The organism is Mesorhizobium sp. M0768 (genome assembly GCF_040320195.1).
Taxonomy (GTDB): domain Bacteria; phylum Pseudomonadota; class Alphaproteobacteria; order Rhizobiales; family Rhizobiaceae; genus Mesorhizobium.
In genome coordinates this window covers 150,170-166,205 of record NZ_JAMYPD010000010.1, presented here as the reverse complement: position 1 = coordinate 166,205, position 16,036 = coordinate 150,170, and the positions used below count along the sequence as shown (strand labels likewise).

At 62.4% G+C, this 16,036-nt stretch carries 16 protein-coding genes; 9 read left to right on the top strand and 7 right to left on the bottom strand.

All coding sequences use genetic code 11. The annotated features are described in order from the left end of the window. Window positions 1–194: 194 nt before the first annotated feature. Window positions 195–539 carry a DUF2147 domain-containing protein gene (locus NKI08_RS15940; RefSeq protein WP_023677801.1) on the top strand — a complete coding sequence of 115 codons (345 nt, stop codon included), beginning with the start codon at window positions 195–197 and terminating at the stop codon, window positions 537–539. A 150-nt stretch (window positions 540–689) separates the two neighbouring features. On the opposite strand, the gene NKI08_RS15935 is transcribed toward NKI08_RS15940, so the two are convergent. Continuing rightward, window positions 690–941 carry a hypothetical protein gene (locus tag NKI08_RS15935; RefSeq protein ID WP_352770765.1) on the bottom strand — a complete coding sequence of 84 codons (252 nt, stop codon included), beginning with the start codon at window positions 939–941 and terminating at the stop codon, window positions 690–692. Here NKI08_RS15935 and NKI08_RS15930 point away from each other — a divergent pair. From NKI08_RS15930 to NKI08_RS15920, 3 genes are all read left to right on the top strand, one after another. Next, window positions 941–1,135 carry a hypothetical protein gene (locus NKI08_RS15930; RefSeq protein ID WP_352454349.1) on the top strand — a complete coding sequence of 65 codons (195 nt, stop codon included), beginning with the start codon at window positions 941–943 and terminating at the stop codon, window positions 1,133–1,135. The genes NKI08_RS15935 and NKI08_RS15930 overlap by 1 nt on opposite strands. An 80-nt stretch (window positions 1,136–1,215) precedes the next feature. Continuing rightward, a complete protein-coding gene (locus NKI08_RS15925; RefSeq protein WP_352540756.1) occupies window positions 1,216–2,718 on the top strand; it encodes an AMP nucleosidase in 1,503 nt (500 codons plus the stop codon). Between the two features lie 80 nt (window positions 2,719–2,798). Continuing rightward, on the top strand, window positions 2,799–3,836 hold the full coding sequence (locus NKI08_RS15920; protein ID WP_352770712.1) for an endonuclease/exonuclease/phosphatase family protein: 1,038 nt from the start codon (window positions 2,799–2,801) through the stop codon (window positions 3,834–3,836). 30 nt (window positions 3,837–3,866) lie between these two features. On the opposite strand, the gene NKI08_RS15915 is transcribed toward NKI08_RS15920, so the two are convergent. The 3 genes from NKI08_RS15915 to NKI08_RS15905 all read right to left on the bottom strand — a co-directional run bounded on the left by NKI08_RS15915 (window position 3,867) and on the right by NKI08_RS15905 (window position 6,543). Beyond that, a complete protein-coding gene (locus NKI08_RS15915) occupies window positions 3,867–4,463 on the bottom strand; it encodes a DUF922 domain-containing protein (protein ID WP_352770709.1) in 597 nt (198 codons plus the stop codon). 111 nt (window positions 4,464–4,574) lie between these two features. Continuing rightward, the gene (locus NKI08_RS15910; protein ID WP_352770707.1) at window positions 4,575–6,254 is read right to left on the bottom strand and encodes an electron transfer flavoprotein-ubiquinone oxidoreductase; all 1,680 of its coding nucleotides are present in this window, start codon (window positions 6,252–6,254) and stop codon (window positions 4,575–4,577) included. A 106-nt stretch (window positions 6,255–6,360) separates the two neighbouring features. Continuing rightward, window positions 6,361–6,543 carry a hypothetical protein gene (locus tag NKI08_RS15905; RefSeq protein ID WP_198023574.1) on the bottom strand — a complete coding sequence of 61 codons (183 nt, stop codon included), beginning with the start codon at window positions 6,541–6,543 and terminating at the stop codon, window positions 6,361–6,363. Between NKI08_RS15905 and NKI08_RS15900 the strand changes: the two genes are divergently transcribed. The 3 genes from NKI08_RS15900 (at window position 6,494) to NKI08_RS15890 (ending at window position 8,978) form a co-directional block, all read left to right on the top strand. Beyond that, the gene (locus tag NKI08_RS15900) at window positions 6,494–7,138 is read left to right on the top strand and encodes a hypothetical protein (protein ID WP_023677808.1); all 645 of its coding nucleotides are present in this window, start codon (window positions 6,494–6,496) and stop codon (window positions 7,136–7,138) included. The genes NKI08_RS15905 and NKI08_RS15900 overlap by 50 nt on opposite strands. Before the next feature lie 37 nt (window positions 7,139–7,175). Then, window positions 7,176–8,057: a uracil-DNA glycosylase gene (locus NKI08_RS15895; protein WP_352770704.1), complete on the top strand. Its 882-nt coding sequence runs from the start codon at window positions 7,176–7,178 to the stop codon at window positions 8,055–8,057. 105 nt (window positions 8,058–8,162) lie between these two features. After that, window positions 8,163–8,978, top strand: a complete 816-nt coding sequence (locus NKI08_RS15890) for a helix-turn-helix domain-containing protein (protein ID WP_352770701.1) — start codon at window positions 8,163–8,165, stop codon at window positions 8,976–8,978. Here the strand turns inward: NKI08_RS15890 and NKI08_RS15885 are convergent, their stop codons facing one another. Continuing rightward, complete coding sequence (locus tag NKI08_RS15885) at window positions 8,979–9,956, bottom strand: DMT family transporter (protein WP_502897762.1); 978 nt, start codon at window positions 9,954–9,956, stop codon at window positions 8,979–8,981. Then, on the bottom strand, window positions 9,953–10,177 hold the full coding sequence (locus NKI08_RS15880; RefSeq protein ID WP_352616908.1) for a hypothetical protein: 225 nt from the start codon (window positions 10,175–10,177) through the stop codon (window positions 9,953–9,955). The genes NKI08_RS15885 and NKI08_RS15880 overlap by 4 nt, the downstream gene beginning before the upstream one ends. Before the next feature lie 154 nt (window positions 10,178–10,331). Here NKI08_RS15880 and pepN point away from each other — a divergent pair, with 154 nt between their 5' ends. Beyond that, window positions 10,332–12,977: an aminopeptidase N gene (gene pepN / locus NKI08_RS15875; RefSeq protein WP_352770698.1), complete on the top strand. Its 2,646-nt coding sequence runs from the start codon at window positions 10,332–10,334 to the stop codon at window positions 12,975–12,977. Between the two features lie 189 nt (window positions 12,978–13,166). Next, on the top strand, window positions 13,167–15,494 hold the full coding sequence (locus tag NKI08_RS15870; RefSeq protein ID WP_352770695.1) for a PAS domain-containing sensor histidine kinase: 2,328 nt from the start codon (window positions 13,167–13,169) through the stop codon (window positions 15,492–15,494). Window positions 15,495–15,544: 50 nt separating this feature from the next. On the opposite strand, the gene NKI08_RS15865 is transcribed toward NKI08_RS15870, so the two are convergent. Next, a complete protein-coding gene (locus NKI08_RS15865; protein WP_352770692.1) occupies window positions 15,545–16,024 on the bottom strand; it encodes an EF-hand domain-containing protein in 480 nt (159 codons plus the stop codon). Between the last annotated feature and the right edge of the window lie 12 nt (window positions 16,025–16,036).

Sequence of the window (16,036 nt, the reverse complement as noted above, 5' to 3'; positions counted from 1 at the left end):
AACCACAGAAGACAAAGACGTGTGCGGCCCGTTTCATTTTTCGCCGGCGCGGCCGTTCGGGAGCGGGCAAAAACCCGCAACCCTTCCGTGGCGGCACCGCTTTTGTTTTTCCGGGAGCTGGACTAGCTTACGTTTGCGTAAGGGGCAGACACCCGGGACGGAGCCCGATTGGACTTACCTGAGGGAGGAAAGACATGTTTCGACAAGTGAGCCTGGCCCTCGCGGCCGCAATAATGATGACCGGCGCGGCATGGGCCGATCCGATCGAAGGCAATTGGAAAACGCAAGCCGGATCGACTGCCGCCATTTCGGGTGGCGGCGGGGCATTTTCGATTACGCTCAAATCCGGCAAATTTGCCGGCAAGAACATCGGTTCACTGAAGGTTGCCGGCGACAACAAATATGCCGGCACGATAACCGACCCGGAAACCGACAAGACCTATTCGGGCAAGGCTTCGCTTTCCGGCAGTTCTCTCAAGATGAGCGGCTGCGTGCTCGGCGGGCTGATCTGCAAGAGCCAGACCTGGCACAAGCTCTGATCGTGCCCTTCCTGCCGGGGTGAGCGGGGCCAGTCGGCCCGTTTTCATGTTATCGGTCTCGCAGCCATGGTGTCGCCATGGGTCGCTGCACTCACAGCGGACCCTCTCAGAGATCATCAACCATTTTTGAACCGCAGATGAACGCCGGGATCAGAGCCGGTTCAGCCGGGGCAAGGCATTGTCATGCGTGTTGAAGGAGACACCGCGCAGCTTGCCCGCCGCTTCACCATCGTCTGCCTGCTGATGAGTCTGTTCGGCATGTTGTTCGCCGTCCTTGTCGCCGAAGCCGGCCGGCCGTCCCGCTCCTGGGACGTCGCCAGTTCCTGCCGACTCGGTTGCTTGAACCATCTTCACCACTGAAACGACAAAGAGCTGAACCTTTAGAGAAAAGCAAAACGCCAATGAACCGCCTCGCCGCCAACACCCTCAAGACGCTTCGGCTGCTGCCGCGCGCGGCGCTCATCCTGACTGTTCTTTCGGTACCGGTACTGGCCGTGCCGACGATGCGCACCAATGCCGGCTCGACGATCGAGGCGCCTGCGTTGAGGAAGTCAGGCCTCGGCTTTGTGCTGCTGGTTAGCCTGCAGCGCGGCTAGCAGACCGAAAAACGCCGACAGCGCGTATTGAGGCCGCCTTACCCCCTCCCAACCGCGCGTCCAACTCTCTATATTGGGTCATGGAAAAGCGAATCTATCCCCAAGCCATTGAATCGGTGGTCACGCCGGAGCCGTTTGGCCGGCAGAGCTTCAACGACGCCAAGAAGGCGGTCGCCGCCCTACAGGTGCTTTACGACCGCAACACCAAGTTCCTGCGCGACTCATTTACCGCGCTCGCCGCGGGCGGCGACAACAACAAACGCTACCGGGCTTTCTATCCGGAGATCGGCGTCACCACGAGTTCCTTCACGCAAATCGACTCGCGGCAGGCCTATGGCCACATGCCGACGCCGGGGCATTTCTCAACCACCGTCACCCAGCCTGCTCTTTTCGAAAGCTACCTCACCGAACAGCTTCGGCTGATCATGCGCAACCACGGCGTTCCCGTCACGGTTTCGGAATCGACCACTCCCATCCCGCTGCATTTCGCCTTCCTCGAAGGCACGCATGTCGACGGGACTGCTGCCGAGCGCATCAAACGGCCGATCCGTGACCTGTTCGACGTGCCGGATCTCGACGGCACCGACGACCAGATCGCCAACGGCACGTTCGAAGTGGCATTGGGCGAGGCACGGCCGCTGGCGCCGTTCACCGCGCAACGCATCGACTATTCGCTGCACCGGATGTCGCATTATACGGCGACCAGTCCCCAGCATTTCCAGAACTTCGTGCTGTTCACCAACTACCAATTCTACATCGACGAATTCGTCGCCCGTGCACGCGAATTGATGGCCAATGGCGGTGATGGATATGTCGAGTTCGTCGAGCCGGGCAACATCGTGACCAAAGCAGGGGACGGCGCGCCCGGTGAGGGTGCTGCGCCGCCTCGCCTGCCGCAGATGCCGGCCTATCATCTGAAGAAGCCGAATCATGGCGGCATCACCATGGTCAATATCGGCGTTGGGCCTTCCAACGCCAAGACGATCACCGACCATATTGCGGTGCTCCGGCCGCATGCCTGGGTGATGCTCGGCCATTGCGCCGGCCTGCGCAACACGCAGGCGCTCGGGGATTATGTGCTGGCCCATGCCTATGTACGAGAAGACCATGTCCTCGACGACGATCTTCCGGTCTGGGTGCCGATCCCGCCGCTAGCCGAAATCCAGGTGGCTCTGCAGGAAGCGGTCGCCGAGGTCACCGGGCTTTCCGGATATGATCTCAAGCGCATCATGCGCACTGGCACCGTCGCCACTATCGACAACCGCAATTGGGAGCTGCGCGACCAGCGCGGGCCGGTCCAGCGGCTGTCGCAGTCGCGGGCGATCGCGCTCGACATGGAATCGGCGACGATCGCCGCCAACGGCTTCCGCTTCCGGGTGCCCTATGGCACGCTGCTTTGCGTATCCGACAAGCCGCTGCATGGCGAATTGAAGTTGCCGGGCATGGCGACCGAGTTCTACAAGCGGCAAGTAGCGCAGCACCTGACCATCGGCATCAGGGCGATGGAGAAGCTGGCTGAAATGCCGATGGACCGACTGCATTCGCGCAAACTCAGGAGCTTTTCGGAAACTGCCTTCCAGTAAATGCCGAATCGCATGTGTCGGTCCAGATCAGGACATTTCGTCATCTTGATTGAGCCGCACTTCTGCCGATAGACAAGGCGATGGCACGTGTTCGGGACATGACGGTTGCGCTGGCATTCGTCGCAATGCTTGCACTCTCGGCCGCGCTGGTGGCCGGGTTCTTCGGATCGCTGCATCCGGCCCTCGATTCCTTTGCTCATTTCCGCGTCCATTTTTCGGTGCTGATGGCGCTTTGCGCGCTGCCGCTGCTCGCCACCTCGTTTCGCCTGCAGGCCGCGGTCGCATTGCTGTTTGCGATAGCCTCCTTTGCCACCACGCAGAATGCCTTGCCGCTTTCGCGGCTATGGCAGGTGCAGGCCGCCTACGAAGCCAAACTCGGTGACGAGCCAGTCTACCGCCTGCTGCAGATGAACCTCAGGTTCAACAATCCAACGCCTGAGAAGGTGCTGTCGCTGATCGGCCGGACCCAGCCTGATGTTATCACCCTCGACGAGGTGTCCGAAACGTGGAAGGCAAAGCTTGGGCTGCTATCCGGCGGCTATCCCTACCGGATCCTCTGCCCATATCCCAATGGCGTGTTCGGCGTTGCGCTGCTGTCCAGACGACCGTTTGGCATAGGCACGGAGCCGCACTGCGACAGCCGCGGCGCGATGGCGATCGCCACCGTCGATTTCGGCGGAACCGACGTCGATGTCGCCGCCATCCACCTCACCTGGCCATGGCCGCACAACCAATCACGGCAGATTGGAGGGTTGTCTGACGAAATCGCCTCGCTTGGCCAGACGTCGATCCTGGCAGGCGACTGCAACGCAGCGCCATGGAGCGCCGCCGTCCGGCGCGTCGCATCGCTTGGCAAGCTGACTGTAATGCCGTCGGTCGGGCCGACCTGGCTCTACAGAAGGCTGCCGGATTTCCTGCGCTTCGCCGGACTGCCGATCGACCAGGTCTTCAGCAAGGGCGCCATTGTTATCCATTCGGCGTCGACCCTTGAGGACACCGGCTCAGACCATCTGCCGGTGCTGGTGGAGTTTTCGCTTCGGTCGGATGAACAAAAGCCGCTCGACGAGCACCAGACGGCGACCGCGCTTGCGGCGCTGCCTGGCGGGACGCGAAGCTGAAAATCCGCAGTCCAATCTCGACCTGGCTTATTACTGGCCCACAAAAGCGCGGATGAGGTGCTCGACAGGGCCGCCGTCGCGATGCTCGTGCGCATCGAAGGCGATCTGCTTTGCCTCGTATTCGGCATAGATGGCATTGATCCGGCGCTTTGCCTCGCGACGTGCCTCGAAACAGTGCGGGTCATCACCGACTGTCAGCCCTCGAACCGACTTTTCGGTGGCCCGCATCATCTGTCTGGCGATGCGGCCATGGGTCTCTTCATGGGCGCGAACGCCAGCGAAGAACCGCTTCCAGCGCTTCTGCAGCGCAGGCGACGTGGCTGAGACTAGTTTGGGATAGGTATAGAAGAGATTGAGCGTCCCGTTGGCCTGGCGCAGGCGGCAGACGCCGTTTTCCCGTTGGGCGTCGAAGGTCCAATCATCGACGCTGTAGCCGGTCTGCGCGATGGCGTGGGTCATGAAGCCGTGCTTCGGCCCACTGCGATCCATGGCCTCGATCAGGGCCGCGCCGGTGGTTCCGGCAATGTTGTAAGTTCGTGTCTTGACCAGCACCTTAGTGCCGGCCAAGGCTGCAGGGGCGCACAATGCCCCGATCGCCACAACGCTCGTCAGAACTTCCAGGCGCATTTTTCCTTCCTCCCTGTCGCCGCAGAAAGGAAACACAGGCAGGCGGTTTATTCAACAATCCTACGGTTGCGCTGCTCCTCATCTTGTTTAGTCCGGAGCAAACCTTGTGACTTACATGTTCTGGTAGACCGGGCCCTCGCCGCCCTGTGGCGGCACCCAATTTATGTTCTGGTTCGGGTCCTTGATATCGCAAGTCTTGCAGTGCACGCAGTTCTGCGCGTTGATGACGAAGCGCACATCCTTGGCCGCAGGATCGGCGGCGGCATTGCCATCCTTGTCGACCCATTCGTAGACGCTGGCCGGGCAGTAACGCGTCGAGGGTCCCGCATAGACGTCATGCTCAGAGCGCTTCTGCAGGTCCATGTCGGCGACGAGCAGATGCACCGGCTCGTTCTCCTCGTGGTTGGTGTTGGACAGGAACACCGACGACAGCCGGTCGAAGGTCAGCACCCCGTCCGGCTTCGGGTAGGCGATCTTCTGGTGCGCGGCGGCCGGTTCCAGCGTCGCATAGTCGGCCCTGCCGTGCTTCATCGTGCCGAAGGGCGAGAAGCCGAACAGCGTGTTCAGCCACATGTCGAGGCCGCCAAGGCCGACGCCGACAATGGTGCCGAAGCGCGACCATAGCGGCTTGACGTTGCGCACTTTCTTCAGGTCCTTGCCGATATCGGTGGCGCGCCAGGCGGCCTCGTAGGAGGCCAGCTCGTCATTGGTGCGGCCGGCGGCTATCGCATCACAGACATGCTCGGCCGCCAGCATTCCGGAGAGCACGGCATTGTGCGAGCCCTTGATGCGCGGCACGTTGACGAAGCCGGCTGCGCAGCCGATCAGCGCACCGCCAGGGAAGGACAGTTTCGGCACCGATTGCCAGCCGCCTTCGGTGATGGCGCGGGCACCATAGCCCAGCCGCTTGGCACCCTCGAAGGTGCCGCGGATCGCCGGATGGGTCTTGAAGCGCTGAAACTCGCCAAAGGGCGACAGATAGGGATTCTTGTAGTTCAGGTGAACGACGAAGCCGACTGCCACCTGGTTGTCCTCGAGATGGTAGAGGAAGGAGCCGCCGCCGGTCTTCAAATCGAGCGGCCAGCCGAAGGAATGCTGGACAAGGCCCGGCCGGTGGTTTTCCGGTTTGATCTGCCAGAGTTCCTTGAGGCCGATGCCGTATTTTCCGGGCTCACGACCGTCGGAAAGGTGGTATTTGGCGATCAGTTGCTTGGCCAGCGAGCCGCGCGCGCCCTCGCCGATCAAGACATATTTGCCCATCAGCGCCATGCCCGGCGCAAAGCCCGGACCGTGCGTGCCGTCCTTCTCGACGCCCATGTCGCCGGTGACGACGCCAGTGACCGCACCGGCCTCGTTGTAGAGCAGGCCGACCGCGGCAAAGCCCGGATAGATCTCGACGCCCAGCGCCTCGGCCTTGGTCGCCAGCCAGCGGCAGACATTGCCGAGCGAGACGATATAGTTGCCGTGATTGTTCATCAGCGGCGGCATCAGGATATTGGGCAGACGGAACGAACCGGCGGGGCCGAGAACCAGGAAATGGTCGTCGGTGACCGGTGTCCTGAAGGGATGACCCTCCTCTTCGCGCCAGCCGGGCAGCAGCCGGTCGATGCCGATCGGATCGACGACGGCGCCGGACAGGATGTGCGCGCCGACTTCGCCGCCCTTTTCCAGCACGACGACGGAAAGCTCGGGATTGACCTGCTTGAGACGGATCGCGGCGGCGAGGCCGGCCGGGCCGGCGCCGACGATGACCACGTCGAATTCCATGCTTTCGCGTTCGATATCGCTCATCGATCCCTCACTGGCTCGCTATTCCCGGCATCTTGCTGGCTCACGCGCTGCATAGCGCATCAAATAGCGACGGGAAACCGGCGCGGACGTGACAATACCGATTTCGTCAAAAAGTCGCGTCCTGCCGCACAGATTCGCGGTGACGAGCATCAATCTTCAATCCTATTCCGTTTGCACAGATATGTCGCACTGATGTTTTTAATTGTTCGACGGCTTGCTTATCGGCCATACTTCCCGCCATGCGCATATTCGGGCCGGCTGGCTTTTCATCGACGCGCTTTTTTTTCACGCCCGGCCGGTTTTGCCGTGCGGCGCTCTTGGCGCTTCTGCCACTGACGGCCCTCGATGCCCGTGCCGAGCAGCAACTGGTCTGGGCGACCGGCGCCTATTCCTTTTCCGACGAGCGCGGCGGTTTCCGCATCACCGGGGCTTCCGGCATCGGCACGAAAGAGGATCCGCTGGTCATCACCGAAGAGCTGAATTCAGCGACGCCGGTAACGCTGGCCATTCGCACGACAAGGCCGATCCAGCCGTTCGGCAAGGCGGGAGACTTCGCCAATGGTCTGATGTATATGCGCATCGACGTGCTCAACAATAGCGGCCAAGCCTGGGTCGAGTTCCAGTTCGAACTCCAGGAGATCCTCGACCAGCCGAGCGTGTTCGGCGACGGCCTGTCGTTCGACCAGCGCAACAAAACGCCCGAAAATATCTGGTCGAGCAGCTACGCCGATTTCGACCGCAATTTCGAACCGTATGACCGCCTGCTGTTCAAGAACGGCAAGATCGACCCGCTGAAGACCGCCAGCTTCTATTTCCTGATCACCGACTACACGCCGCGCTGGACGTTCTATCTGGTGCAGGATCCGCGCATACCGTCGAGCTGAACTTGCAAATTCAAGCTCCGCGGCCGAATGTGAAACCATGACTGCCGCCCCCCACACTAGCCGAGCCGATCTCGCCGAGCTGCTGGCCTTCTACGCCTGCGCCGGCGTCGACGAGGCACTTGAAGAACAGCCGGTAAACAGGTTTGCAGAAGCCAGGCCGCCGGAGCGGGTGCCTGCGGCGGCCGCTCTGCCGGCCGGTGAAAATGCATCGCCTCATCGCTCGACGAGCGTGTCGCGCGGCGAAATGGGCGAGAGACCGAATACGGCACCGGCAGTGCGAACGTCCCTGGCCATGTCAACGGTGCCCGACGAGGCGCAGGCGGCATTGGCGCGGCAACTGGCGAGATCGGCGGCAAACCTCGACGAGCTTCGCCAGCACATGGCGGCATTCAACGGCTGCAATCTTAAATTCACCGCCAAGAACCTGGTGTTCGCCGACGGCAATCCGACTGCCGCGGTGATGCTGGTCGGCGAAGCACCGGGCCGCGACGAGGACATAGAGGGCTTGCCGTTCGTCGGCCGCTCGGGCCGGCTGCTCGACCGCATGCTGGCCGCGATCGGCCTTGACCGGACATCTGCCTACATCGCCAACGTGATTCCCTGGCGGCCGCCGGGCAACCGCACGCCGACACCGCACGAGACCGAGATCTGCCGGCCGTTCATCGAGCGGCAGATCGAACTGGTCAATCCGAAGGTGCTGGTCAATCTCGGCGGCCCGTCGGCAAAGACCCTGCTCAACACCTCCGAAGGCATATTGCGGCTGCGCGGCAACTGGCGCGTCCACACGACCCCGTCTGGCGTCGCCATTCCCGCCATGCCGACCCTGCATCCGGCCTACTTGTTGAGAACGCCGGCGCACAAGAAGCTGGCGTGGCGGGATTTCCTCGAAGTGAAGGCGAAGTTGCGGGCACTTGGGTAACGGTGCAGAACGCGTCTTCCGTCCTCCCCTCGCGAGGAAGGAAGGGCGGCATCATGATCTCGCAGGTAATTGAAATGCGCCCACTGCCGGCCTAGTCATCTCGTTATGACAGCAGCCCAGATTTCCGCCGGCAGTCTCATTCGCGAATGGCGTACACGCCGGCGCATGAGCCAGCTCGACCTCGCCATGGAGGCCGAGATCTCGCAGCGGCATCTGAGTTTCGTTGAAAGCGGCCGCGCCGCACCCTCGCGTGACATGGTGCTGCATCTGGCGGAGCAGCTTTCGATCCCGCTCAGGCAGCGCAACCAGCTGCTGCTGGCCGCCGGCTTTGCCCCGAGCTTCAGCGAACGACCACTTGACGATGCCTCGATGGCACCGGCGATGGCGGCGGTCGAGACCGTGCTCAAGGCGCACGAGCCGTTCCCGGCGCTTGCCGTCGACCGGCATTGGAACCTGGTGTCGGCGAACGCCGCCATCGGCCCGTTCCTCGCCAATGTCGCCGACGCCTCCCTGCTGAAGCCGCCGGTCAACGTTTTGCGCCTCAGCCTGCATCCCGGCGGCATCGCGCCGCGCATCGTCAACCTTGCGGAATGGCGGACGCATCTTCTGGAGCGGCTGAAGCGGCAGAACGACGCTGCCGCCGATCCGGTTCTGGTCGAGCTCGAGCGCGAGCTTCGGGCCTATCTGTCCGGCCTTAAAAGCAGCCGGCCGGCGCCGGTCGAACCGAACGCGATTGTCTATCCGCTCAAGCTTGCCCATGGCGACGCGGTGCTGTCGTTCATCAGCACCATCACCGTGTTCGGCACGCCGCTCGACGTGACGCTGGCGGAGCTGGCGATCGAATCTTTTTTCCCCGCCGACGAGCAGACGCGGGCGGTGCTGATGCGGCTGGCGAAAGAGCGGACCGACGCAGCGGGCTGATCACCCTTCCGGCGCGACGGCCTTGCGGGTGCGGGTGCGTTCGAGACCCAGCTGGCGCTCGCGCCAGATGATGAAAATCCCCGCCGCAACCACGATCATGCCGCCGACCAGCATGTTGATCGTGGCGATATCGCCAAAGACCAGATAGCCGACGACGACGCCGAGGATCATCGAAGTGTATTCGAAAGGTGCTACGACGGAAGCCTCGGCATGGCGATAGGCCGAGGTCATCAGAATCTGGCCAAGCCCGCCGCAAAAACCCGCGGCAATCAGAAGCCCCGCCTGTGCTGGCGTCAGCGCCTGCCAGCCGAATGGCAGCGAAAGCAGCGCCATGACGCTCGCGGTTACCGAAAACCACAGCACGATGGTCGCCGTCCGCTCACTCTGGACGAGGTTGCGAACCAGGAGCATGGCGATGGCCGAGATCGCCGCGGCTATCAGGGCGGCGATGACGCCAAGCACCTCCTGATCGCCAAGGGCAGCGCCCGAACTGAGCAGCGTCAGTTCCGGCCACGAGATGATCAGCACCCCGACCAGGCCGACGGCAACCGCACTCCAGCGATAGATGCGGATGGCTTCGCCGAGGAAGATCGAACTGAACACCACGACCAGCAGCGGCTGCGCGTAGTTCAGTGTGATCGCCTCCGGCAGCGGCAGCCGCGTCAGCGCGAAGAAGCCGAGCCCCATGGCACAGACACCGACGACGCCGCGCGCAATGTGGTTGAGCGGGCGCTTTGTCGAAAAGGCGGTTCCGAGTTTTCCCTGGAAGGCGAGGAAGGCGATGATCGGAAAAATGGCAAAGAAGGAGCGGAAGAAGACGATCTGGCCCGCCGGGACGGTGCCTGCCGCCTTGATGCAGGACGACATGCCGACGAAGACCGCCACCGATACGATCTTGAGCAAGATCCCGGTCAGCGTGCTGTGCTCGCCGGCAAGGTCGCCAACTGCAAGCACTGGCAAATCCGGTCTGGCTGTCACGCCCCTCTTGCTTCCTCGATCGCCGCCCAGATGCACGCCGGCGTTGCCGGCATGTCGATATGCCTGATGCCGTAGGTGCGGTAGTGCGCGTCGGTCACCGCATTGAGCGCGGCAGGCGTCGACCCGATCGTACCCGCCTCCCGCGCGCCCTTGATGAAGGCCACATCCTCGCGACGCAACACAGAGGCGCTCGTTCCGAATTTCGGCGTGACGACGGTCATGGAAGCCTCGCGATGATGCTTGGGAAATGATCGCCTGAAATAGACGTCGCTGCAGTTTTGTCGAGGGAGCGTTTCGTGTAAAGAGCGCAGACTTCAAATTATTTGGACCAGCGGACCCGCCCGCCGCACCCGGATCGACAGGAAAAATCAAGGAATGCGCACAGATACCGGCCAGGTCTTCAAGCTCGAAGACTATCGCCCCAGTGATTATCTCATTCCGGAAACCAGCCTGACTTTCCGCCTTTCGCCTGAAGCAACGCATGTGACCGCCGTGCTGACGGTCGAACGCCGCGACGGGATTGCGGCGTCGGTGCCACTGGTGCTGGATGGCGACGGGCTGACGCTCCGCGGCATTGCCATCGACGGCCAGGAGCCGAGCCCTGCGGATTTTCTCGTCACGGCCGATCAACTGACAATCATCAGCCCTCCTGCGACAAGGCGCTTCCAGCTAAGAATTGAAACCGTGTTGGCGCCGGCGCAGAACGAAGCGCTGATGGGCCTCTATCGCTCGAGCGACGTCTATTGCACGCAATGCGAGGCCGAAGGCTTTCGCCGCATCACTTATTTCCTCGACCGTCCCGACATCCTGTCGGTCTATACGGTGCGTATCGAAGCTGAGCGCAATGAGGCGCCGCTGCTTTTGTCCAACGGCAACCCGGCCGATCGCGGCGAGCTTGCCGGCGGCTGGCACTATGCGGTCTGGCACGACCCCTTCCCCAAGCCGTCCTATTTGTTTGCGCTGGTGGCGGGCGACCTCGGCAAGATCTCGGACAGTTTTGTCACCCTGTCTGGCCGCAGGGTCGAGCTCGGAATCTATGTCGAACCGGGCAAGGAGAGGCTCGCCGGCTACGCCATGGACGCTTTGAAACGGTCGATGAAATGGGACGAGGAGGCATTCGGCCGCGAATACGACCTCGATGTCTTCAACATCGTCGCTGTATCCGACTTCAATATGGGAGCAATGGAGAACAAGGGTCTCAACATCTTCAACGACAAATATGTGCTGGCCGACCAGGAAACCGCGACCGACGCCGATTTCGCCAATATCGAGGCCATCATTGCCCATGAGTATTTCCACAATTGGACAGGTAACAGAATCACTTGCCGCGACTGGTTCCAGCTTTGCCTGAAGGAAGGCCTGACCGTTTTCCGCGACCACGAATTCTCCGCCGATCAGCGCTCGCGCGCCGTCAAGCGCATCGCCGAGGTTCGTACGCTGCGCGCCCATCAGTTTCCCGAGGACCAAGGGCCGCTGGCGCATCCGGTCCGGCCTCGCCGCTACCGCGAGATCAACAATTTCTATACGGCGACGGTCTACGAAAAAGGCTCGGAAGTCGTGCGCATGATCCATACCATCCTCGGCGCCGAGACGTTCCGCGCCGGCATGGACCTCTACTTCGAACGTCACGACGGCCAGGCGGCGACGATCGAAGACTTCATCAAAGTGTTCGAAGACGTCTCGGGTCGCGACCTGTCGCAGTTTTCGCTGTGGTATCATCAGGCCGGTACGCCGAACCTGACCGTCAGTTCGGCGTATAATCCGGCAGCGCGGGAATTCACGCTCGAAATCGAGCAGTCGGTGCCGCCAACGCCGTCGGAAAGCCGCAAGCGGCTGATGCACATTCCGCTTGCCTTCGGCCTGGTTGGCGCCGGTGGCGAGGCGATAGCCCACAGCGGCGCCGAAGGGGCGAACGTCGAGGACTGTGTCATCCATATCCGCAAACGCCGCCATGTCGTCAGGTTTTCCGGGATTGGCGAGCGTCCAGCCATGTCGCTCAACCGCGGCTTTTCGGCGCCGGTGACACTTTCGGTCGAGCAGCGGCCCGACGACCAGTTTTTTCTGGCTGGGCACGACAGCGACGCCTTCTCGCGCTGGCAGTCGTTCAACACGCTTTTGACCGATGCGCTGATTGCAGCCTTCCGCCAGATCCTGGACCACAGGCAACCCGAGTTCAGCGCCCGGCTGACCGGGCTTGCCGGCAAGACAGCCGGCGACGAAGCGCTCGAACCCGCCTATCGGGCACTGGCGCTGGCGCTGCCCGGCGAGGCCGATATCGCCCGCGACATCGGCAAGAACATCGACCCCGACGCCATTTTCGCGGCGCGCGAGGCGCTGGCGGTTGCGATCGCCGAGGCCAACCGCGAGATATTCTCCAAACTTTACGATCGGCTCGCCGACACTGGTCCGTTCAGCCCGGACGCGGCCAGTGCCGGGCGGCGGGCGCTGCGCAATGTCCTGCTGGACTATCTGTGCTTGCTGCCGGGAGGTGCGGAACTCGCCGCCGGGCACTTCCAATCGGCGACCAACATGACCGACCGGGCCGCGGCGTTGACCGTGCTTGCGCACCGTCACCATGGCTCACCGGAGGCGACCAAGGCGCTGGCCGATTTCGAGGCGAAATATGCAACCGATCCGCTGGTCATGGACAAATGGTTCCAGATCCAGGCCAGCGTGCCCGGCCCGCAAACCGTCGACGCGGTGCGCGCCTTGACAGGCCATCCTGCGTTCTCGATGGCCAACCCGAACCGGGTACGGGCACTCATCGGCACGTTTTCCAGCGCCAACCAGACCGGCTTCCATCGCGCCGACGGCCAAGGCTACCGGCTTTTCGTCGAAACGGTGCTGCAGGTCGAAAAACGCAACCCGCAGGTGGCCGCCAGGCTGGCGACGGCGCTCAGGTCGTGGCGCTCGCTCGAACCGGTGCGGCAGGCCAAGGCAAGGGAGGCGTTGCTTTCGATCGCCAATACCGAGAAGCTGTCGGCCGATTTGCGAGACATCGTCGAGCGCACCCTGGCGTAAGCGACCTCCCGTTCTCCCCTTGTGGGAAAAAGGGAAGACCACTCGAAAACCCCATTATTTTAGTCGATTTTTAATCTTTTTTCGCCGCGCCTCTGGACAAGGCGAATCACCTTTGATTCTTTAGTGACGATTCGGAAGTGCGGCGTTGCCGGATCGTCAAGCGGGACAGAAAATCGGGGAGTGCCATTTATGGCGAAGGCGGACGCGTGGGGCGCGCCCGGTGGGACGGCTTTTGGGCGGCGCGAGGCGCGAAGCGACGGTCTCGCGGGCAATACGCGGCTCATCGCCGAACCTGCCTACCGACGGCTGCTGGCAGCCGAGCCGCTGTTGCGGCGATCGATACCGGCCCTCATCATCATGTTTCTGTTGATCATCGCAGTACTGCGCTTTCTGTCACTGATGAACGAGCGCGACGAGATCGAGCGCGACGCCAAGGCGATCCTTGCGCTGGCCGCCGGCCAACTGGCCAGTTCGATCGCTGCCGATGCGACCATGGGTTCCACGCCAGGTGCGATCCAGGACCTGCTGGAGAGCACCGGTCGTCAGGGCGCGATGGGCCGAAGCCACGTACTGGCGATCACCGATAGCGCCTTCAAGATCATTGCCGTATCGCCGCAGTCGATGCACTGGGAGGGCCGGTCGCTCGATGGCGTCGTACAGGGCGGGCAGCCGCTGTTCATGTTCGGCGACCGCGCCGGGGTGATGGAGGTCAGCATCGGCGGACAGGACTGGTACGCGGCAGTGAGCCTGGCGAACGGCCGAAAGGGTGCCGCGGCAGCGTTCGTGCCGCGGGAGGCAGTTTTTGACGCCTGGCGCAAGACGGTGTCACTCAATGTCACGCTGTTCGTGCTGACGGCCGGTGTGCTGATCATCATCCTCTACGCCTATTTCGGCCAGGCGGCGCGCGCCCAGGCCGCCGATCGCATCTATCTCGAAGCCCACCAGCGCATCGACATGGCGCTGGTACGCGGCCGCTGCGGCCTGTGGGATTGGGACATGGTGCGCGGCAAGATGTACTGGTCGCGCTCGATGTACGACATGCTGGGCTACGAGCCTTGTGACACGATGCTGTCGTTCGGCGAAGTCGATGAAATCATTCATCCCGAGGACGGCGATTTGTTCGAACTCGCCAACAGGATCGTCGCACGCGAGATCGACCATATCGACCAGGTGTTCCGGATGCGCCATGCCGACGGGCAATGGGTTTGGATGCGCGCAAGAGCACACGTTATCGACCCGGAAGCGCCGGAGATCCAGCTGATCGGCATCGCCGTCGACGTCACCGAGCAGCGGCATCTGGCGCTGCGCTCCGAAGCGGCGGACCTGCGCCTGAGGACGGCCATCGAAAACATCAACGAATCTTTCGTGCTGTGGGATTCGTCCGAGTGCCTGATCATGTGCAATTCCAAATACCAGCAGGACAACGGCCTGTTGGATCGCGACGTGATGCCGGGCGCTCCGCGCGCCGTTCTGGAAGAACGCATGCTGGCCTTCGCCTCGGAGCGGCGGCTTGCCAACACCAACGGACCGCAGGGAGGCGTGACCTTCGAGCGCCAGCTTGCCGACGGCCGCTGGCTGCAGGTGAACGAGTTGCGGACAAGGGATGGCGGTACCGTCTCTGTCGGCTCCGACATCACCCAGATCAAGCTGCACCAGGAGAAGCTGGTCGACAGCGAGCGCCGGCTGATGGCGACAATCCATGACCTCAGCCTTGCCCGCCGCGCGGAAGAAGAACGGGCGCGTGAGCTCGTCGAACTCAATCGCAAATACATGAAGGAAACCGAGCGCGCCGAAGCGGCAAACCGGGCCAAATCCGAATTCCTGGCCAACATGTCGCATGAGTTGCGCACCCCGCTCAACGCGATCATCGGCTTCTCGGAACTGATGGAACGGCGGTTGTTCGGGCCGCTGGGTTCGCCGCGCTACGAAGAGTATGCCACCGACATCAACGGCAGCGGCAAATATCTTCTCGGTGTGATCAATGACATCCTCGACATGTCGAAGATCGAGGCCGGCCAGTTCGCCTTGGATCAGGAAGAAATCGATCTCTGCCCGCTCATCAGGGAGACGGTTCGCGTCGTTTCTCTGCAGGCGGCGGAAAAGTCGATCACCGTCGAAACCCGCATCGCCGATTCGCTGACGCTGTTCGCCGACCGCAGGGCGATCAAGCAGATCCTCATCAACCTTCTGTCCAATGCGGTGAAGTTCACCGGGCAAGGCGGCCACATCTCGGTCAGAGCCCGCAGCATTTCCAGCGCGCTGATCCTGACGATCGAGGACAATGGCTGCGGCATCCCGAAGGCGGCGCTGAGCAAGCTCGGGCGGCCATTCGAACAGGTGCAAAACCAGTTCTCCAAGAGCCATGCCGGCTCCGGCCTCGGCCTCGCCATCTCGCGCTCGCTGGCCGAACTTCAGGGTGGCGCCTTGAAGATCCGCTCGACCGAAGGCACCGGCACGATCGTCTCGGTACGCATCCCGATCAAGAAAGCCGCGCAGGCGGTCAAGGCGGCTGCCTGAATGACAAAATAAGTCTCCGGCGGCTCGCACCGCCGGAGCGTTATCAATTCTCACTGCATGCCGTCAGCGCCGTCATTGCCCTCGCCGTCCCATTGGCCGTGACCGCCGGGACCCTTCGGCAGTTCGTTCTTCTCGATTTTCCCGTCATTGTCACGGTCGAGCATGGCAAAGACCTTCTTCTGGCGGCTGGCGATGTCATCGGCGGTCAGCGTGCCGTCGCCCTTGGTGTCGTAACGGGCGATGATGCGCCTGGCCATCTGCTCGAAGCGTGCTTTCTCCAGCGCGTCGGCGAGCTGTGCCACGGTCAGCTTGCCGCCATTGTCGGCGACCATCTTCTTCAGCCGCGCGTTCATGGCGTCGGAGAACTGGTCGAAGGTGATCGTGCCGTCATTGTCCTTCATGACCTTGCCGAGGCGCATCATCATGCCGTCGCGCGGCCCGGCCACGGAGTGCTCGTCTGCATAGGCAGCGGTGCCGACGGCGCCGGCCAGGGCTGCGAAAACGAGTGCAAGTCTGGTTGTCTTTCTCATGGTCTTCTCCTG

Coding starts and splice junctions, on each gene's coding strand:
- NKI08_RS15940 (WP_023677801.1), top strand. CDS start 195: ATGTTTCGACAAGTGAGCCTGGCCCTCGCGGCCGCAATAATGATGACC.
- NKI08_RS15930 (WP_352454349.1), top strand. CDS start 941: ATGAACCGCCTCGCCGCCAACACCCTCAAGACGCTTCGGCTGCTGCCG.
- NKI08_RS15925 (WP_352540756.1), top strand. CDS start 1,216: ATGGAAAAGCGAATCTATCCCCAAGCCATTGAATCGGTGGTCACGCCG.
- NKI08_RS15920 (WP_352770712.1), top strand. CDS start 2,799: ATGGCACGTGTTCGGGACATGACGGTTGCGCTGGCATTCGTCGCAATG.
- NKI08_RS15915 (WP_352770709.1), bottom strand. CDS start 4,463: ATGCGCCTGGAAGTTCTGACGAGCGTTGTGGCGATCGGGGCATTGTGC.
- NKI08_RS15910 (WP_352770707.1), bottom strand. CDS start 6,254: ATGAGCGATATCGAACGCGAAAGCATGGAATTCGACGTGGTCATCGTC.
- NKI08_RS15900 (WP_023677808.1), top strand. CDS start 6,494: ATGCGCATATTCGGGCCGGCTGGCTTTTCATCGACGCGCTTTTTTTTC.
- NKI08_RS15895 (WP_352770704.1), top strand. CDS start 7,176: ATGACTGCCGCCCCCCACACTAGCCGAGCCGATCTCGCCGAGCTGCTG.
- NKI08_RS15890 (WP_352770701.1), top strand. CDS start 8,163: ATGACAGCAGCCCAGATTTCCGCCGGCAGTCTCATTCGCGAATGGCGT.
- NKI08_RS15880 (WP_352616908.1), bottom strand. CDS start 10,177: ATGACCGTCGTCACGCCGAAATTCGGAACGAGCGCCTCTGTGTTGCGT.
- pepN (WP_352770698.1), top strand. CDS start 10,332: ATGCGCACAGATACCGGCCAGGTCTTCAAGCTCGAAGACTATCGCCCC.
- NKI08_RS15870 (WP_352770695.1), top strand. CDS start 13,167: ATGGCGAAGGCGGACGCGTGGGGCGCGCCCGGTGGGACGGCTTTTGGG.
- NKI08_RS15865 (WP_352770692.1), bottom strand. CDS start 16,024: ATGAGAAAGACAACCAGACTTGCACTCGTTTTCGCAGCCCTGGCCGGC.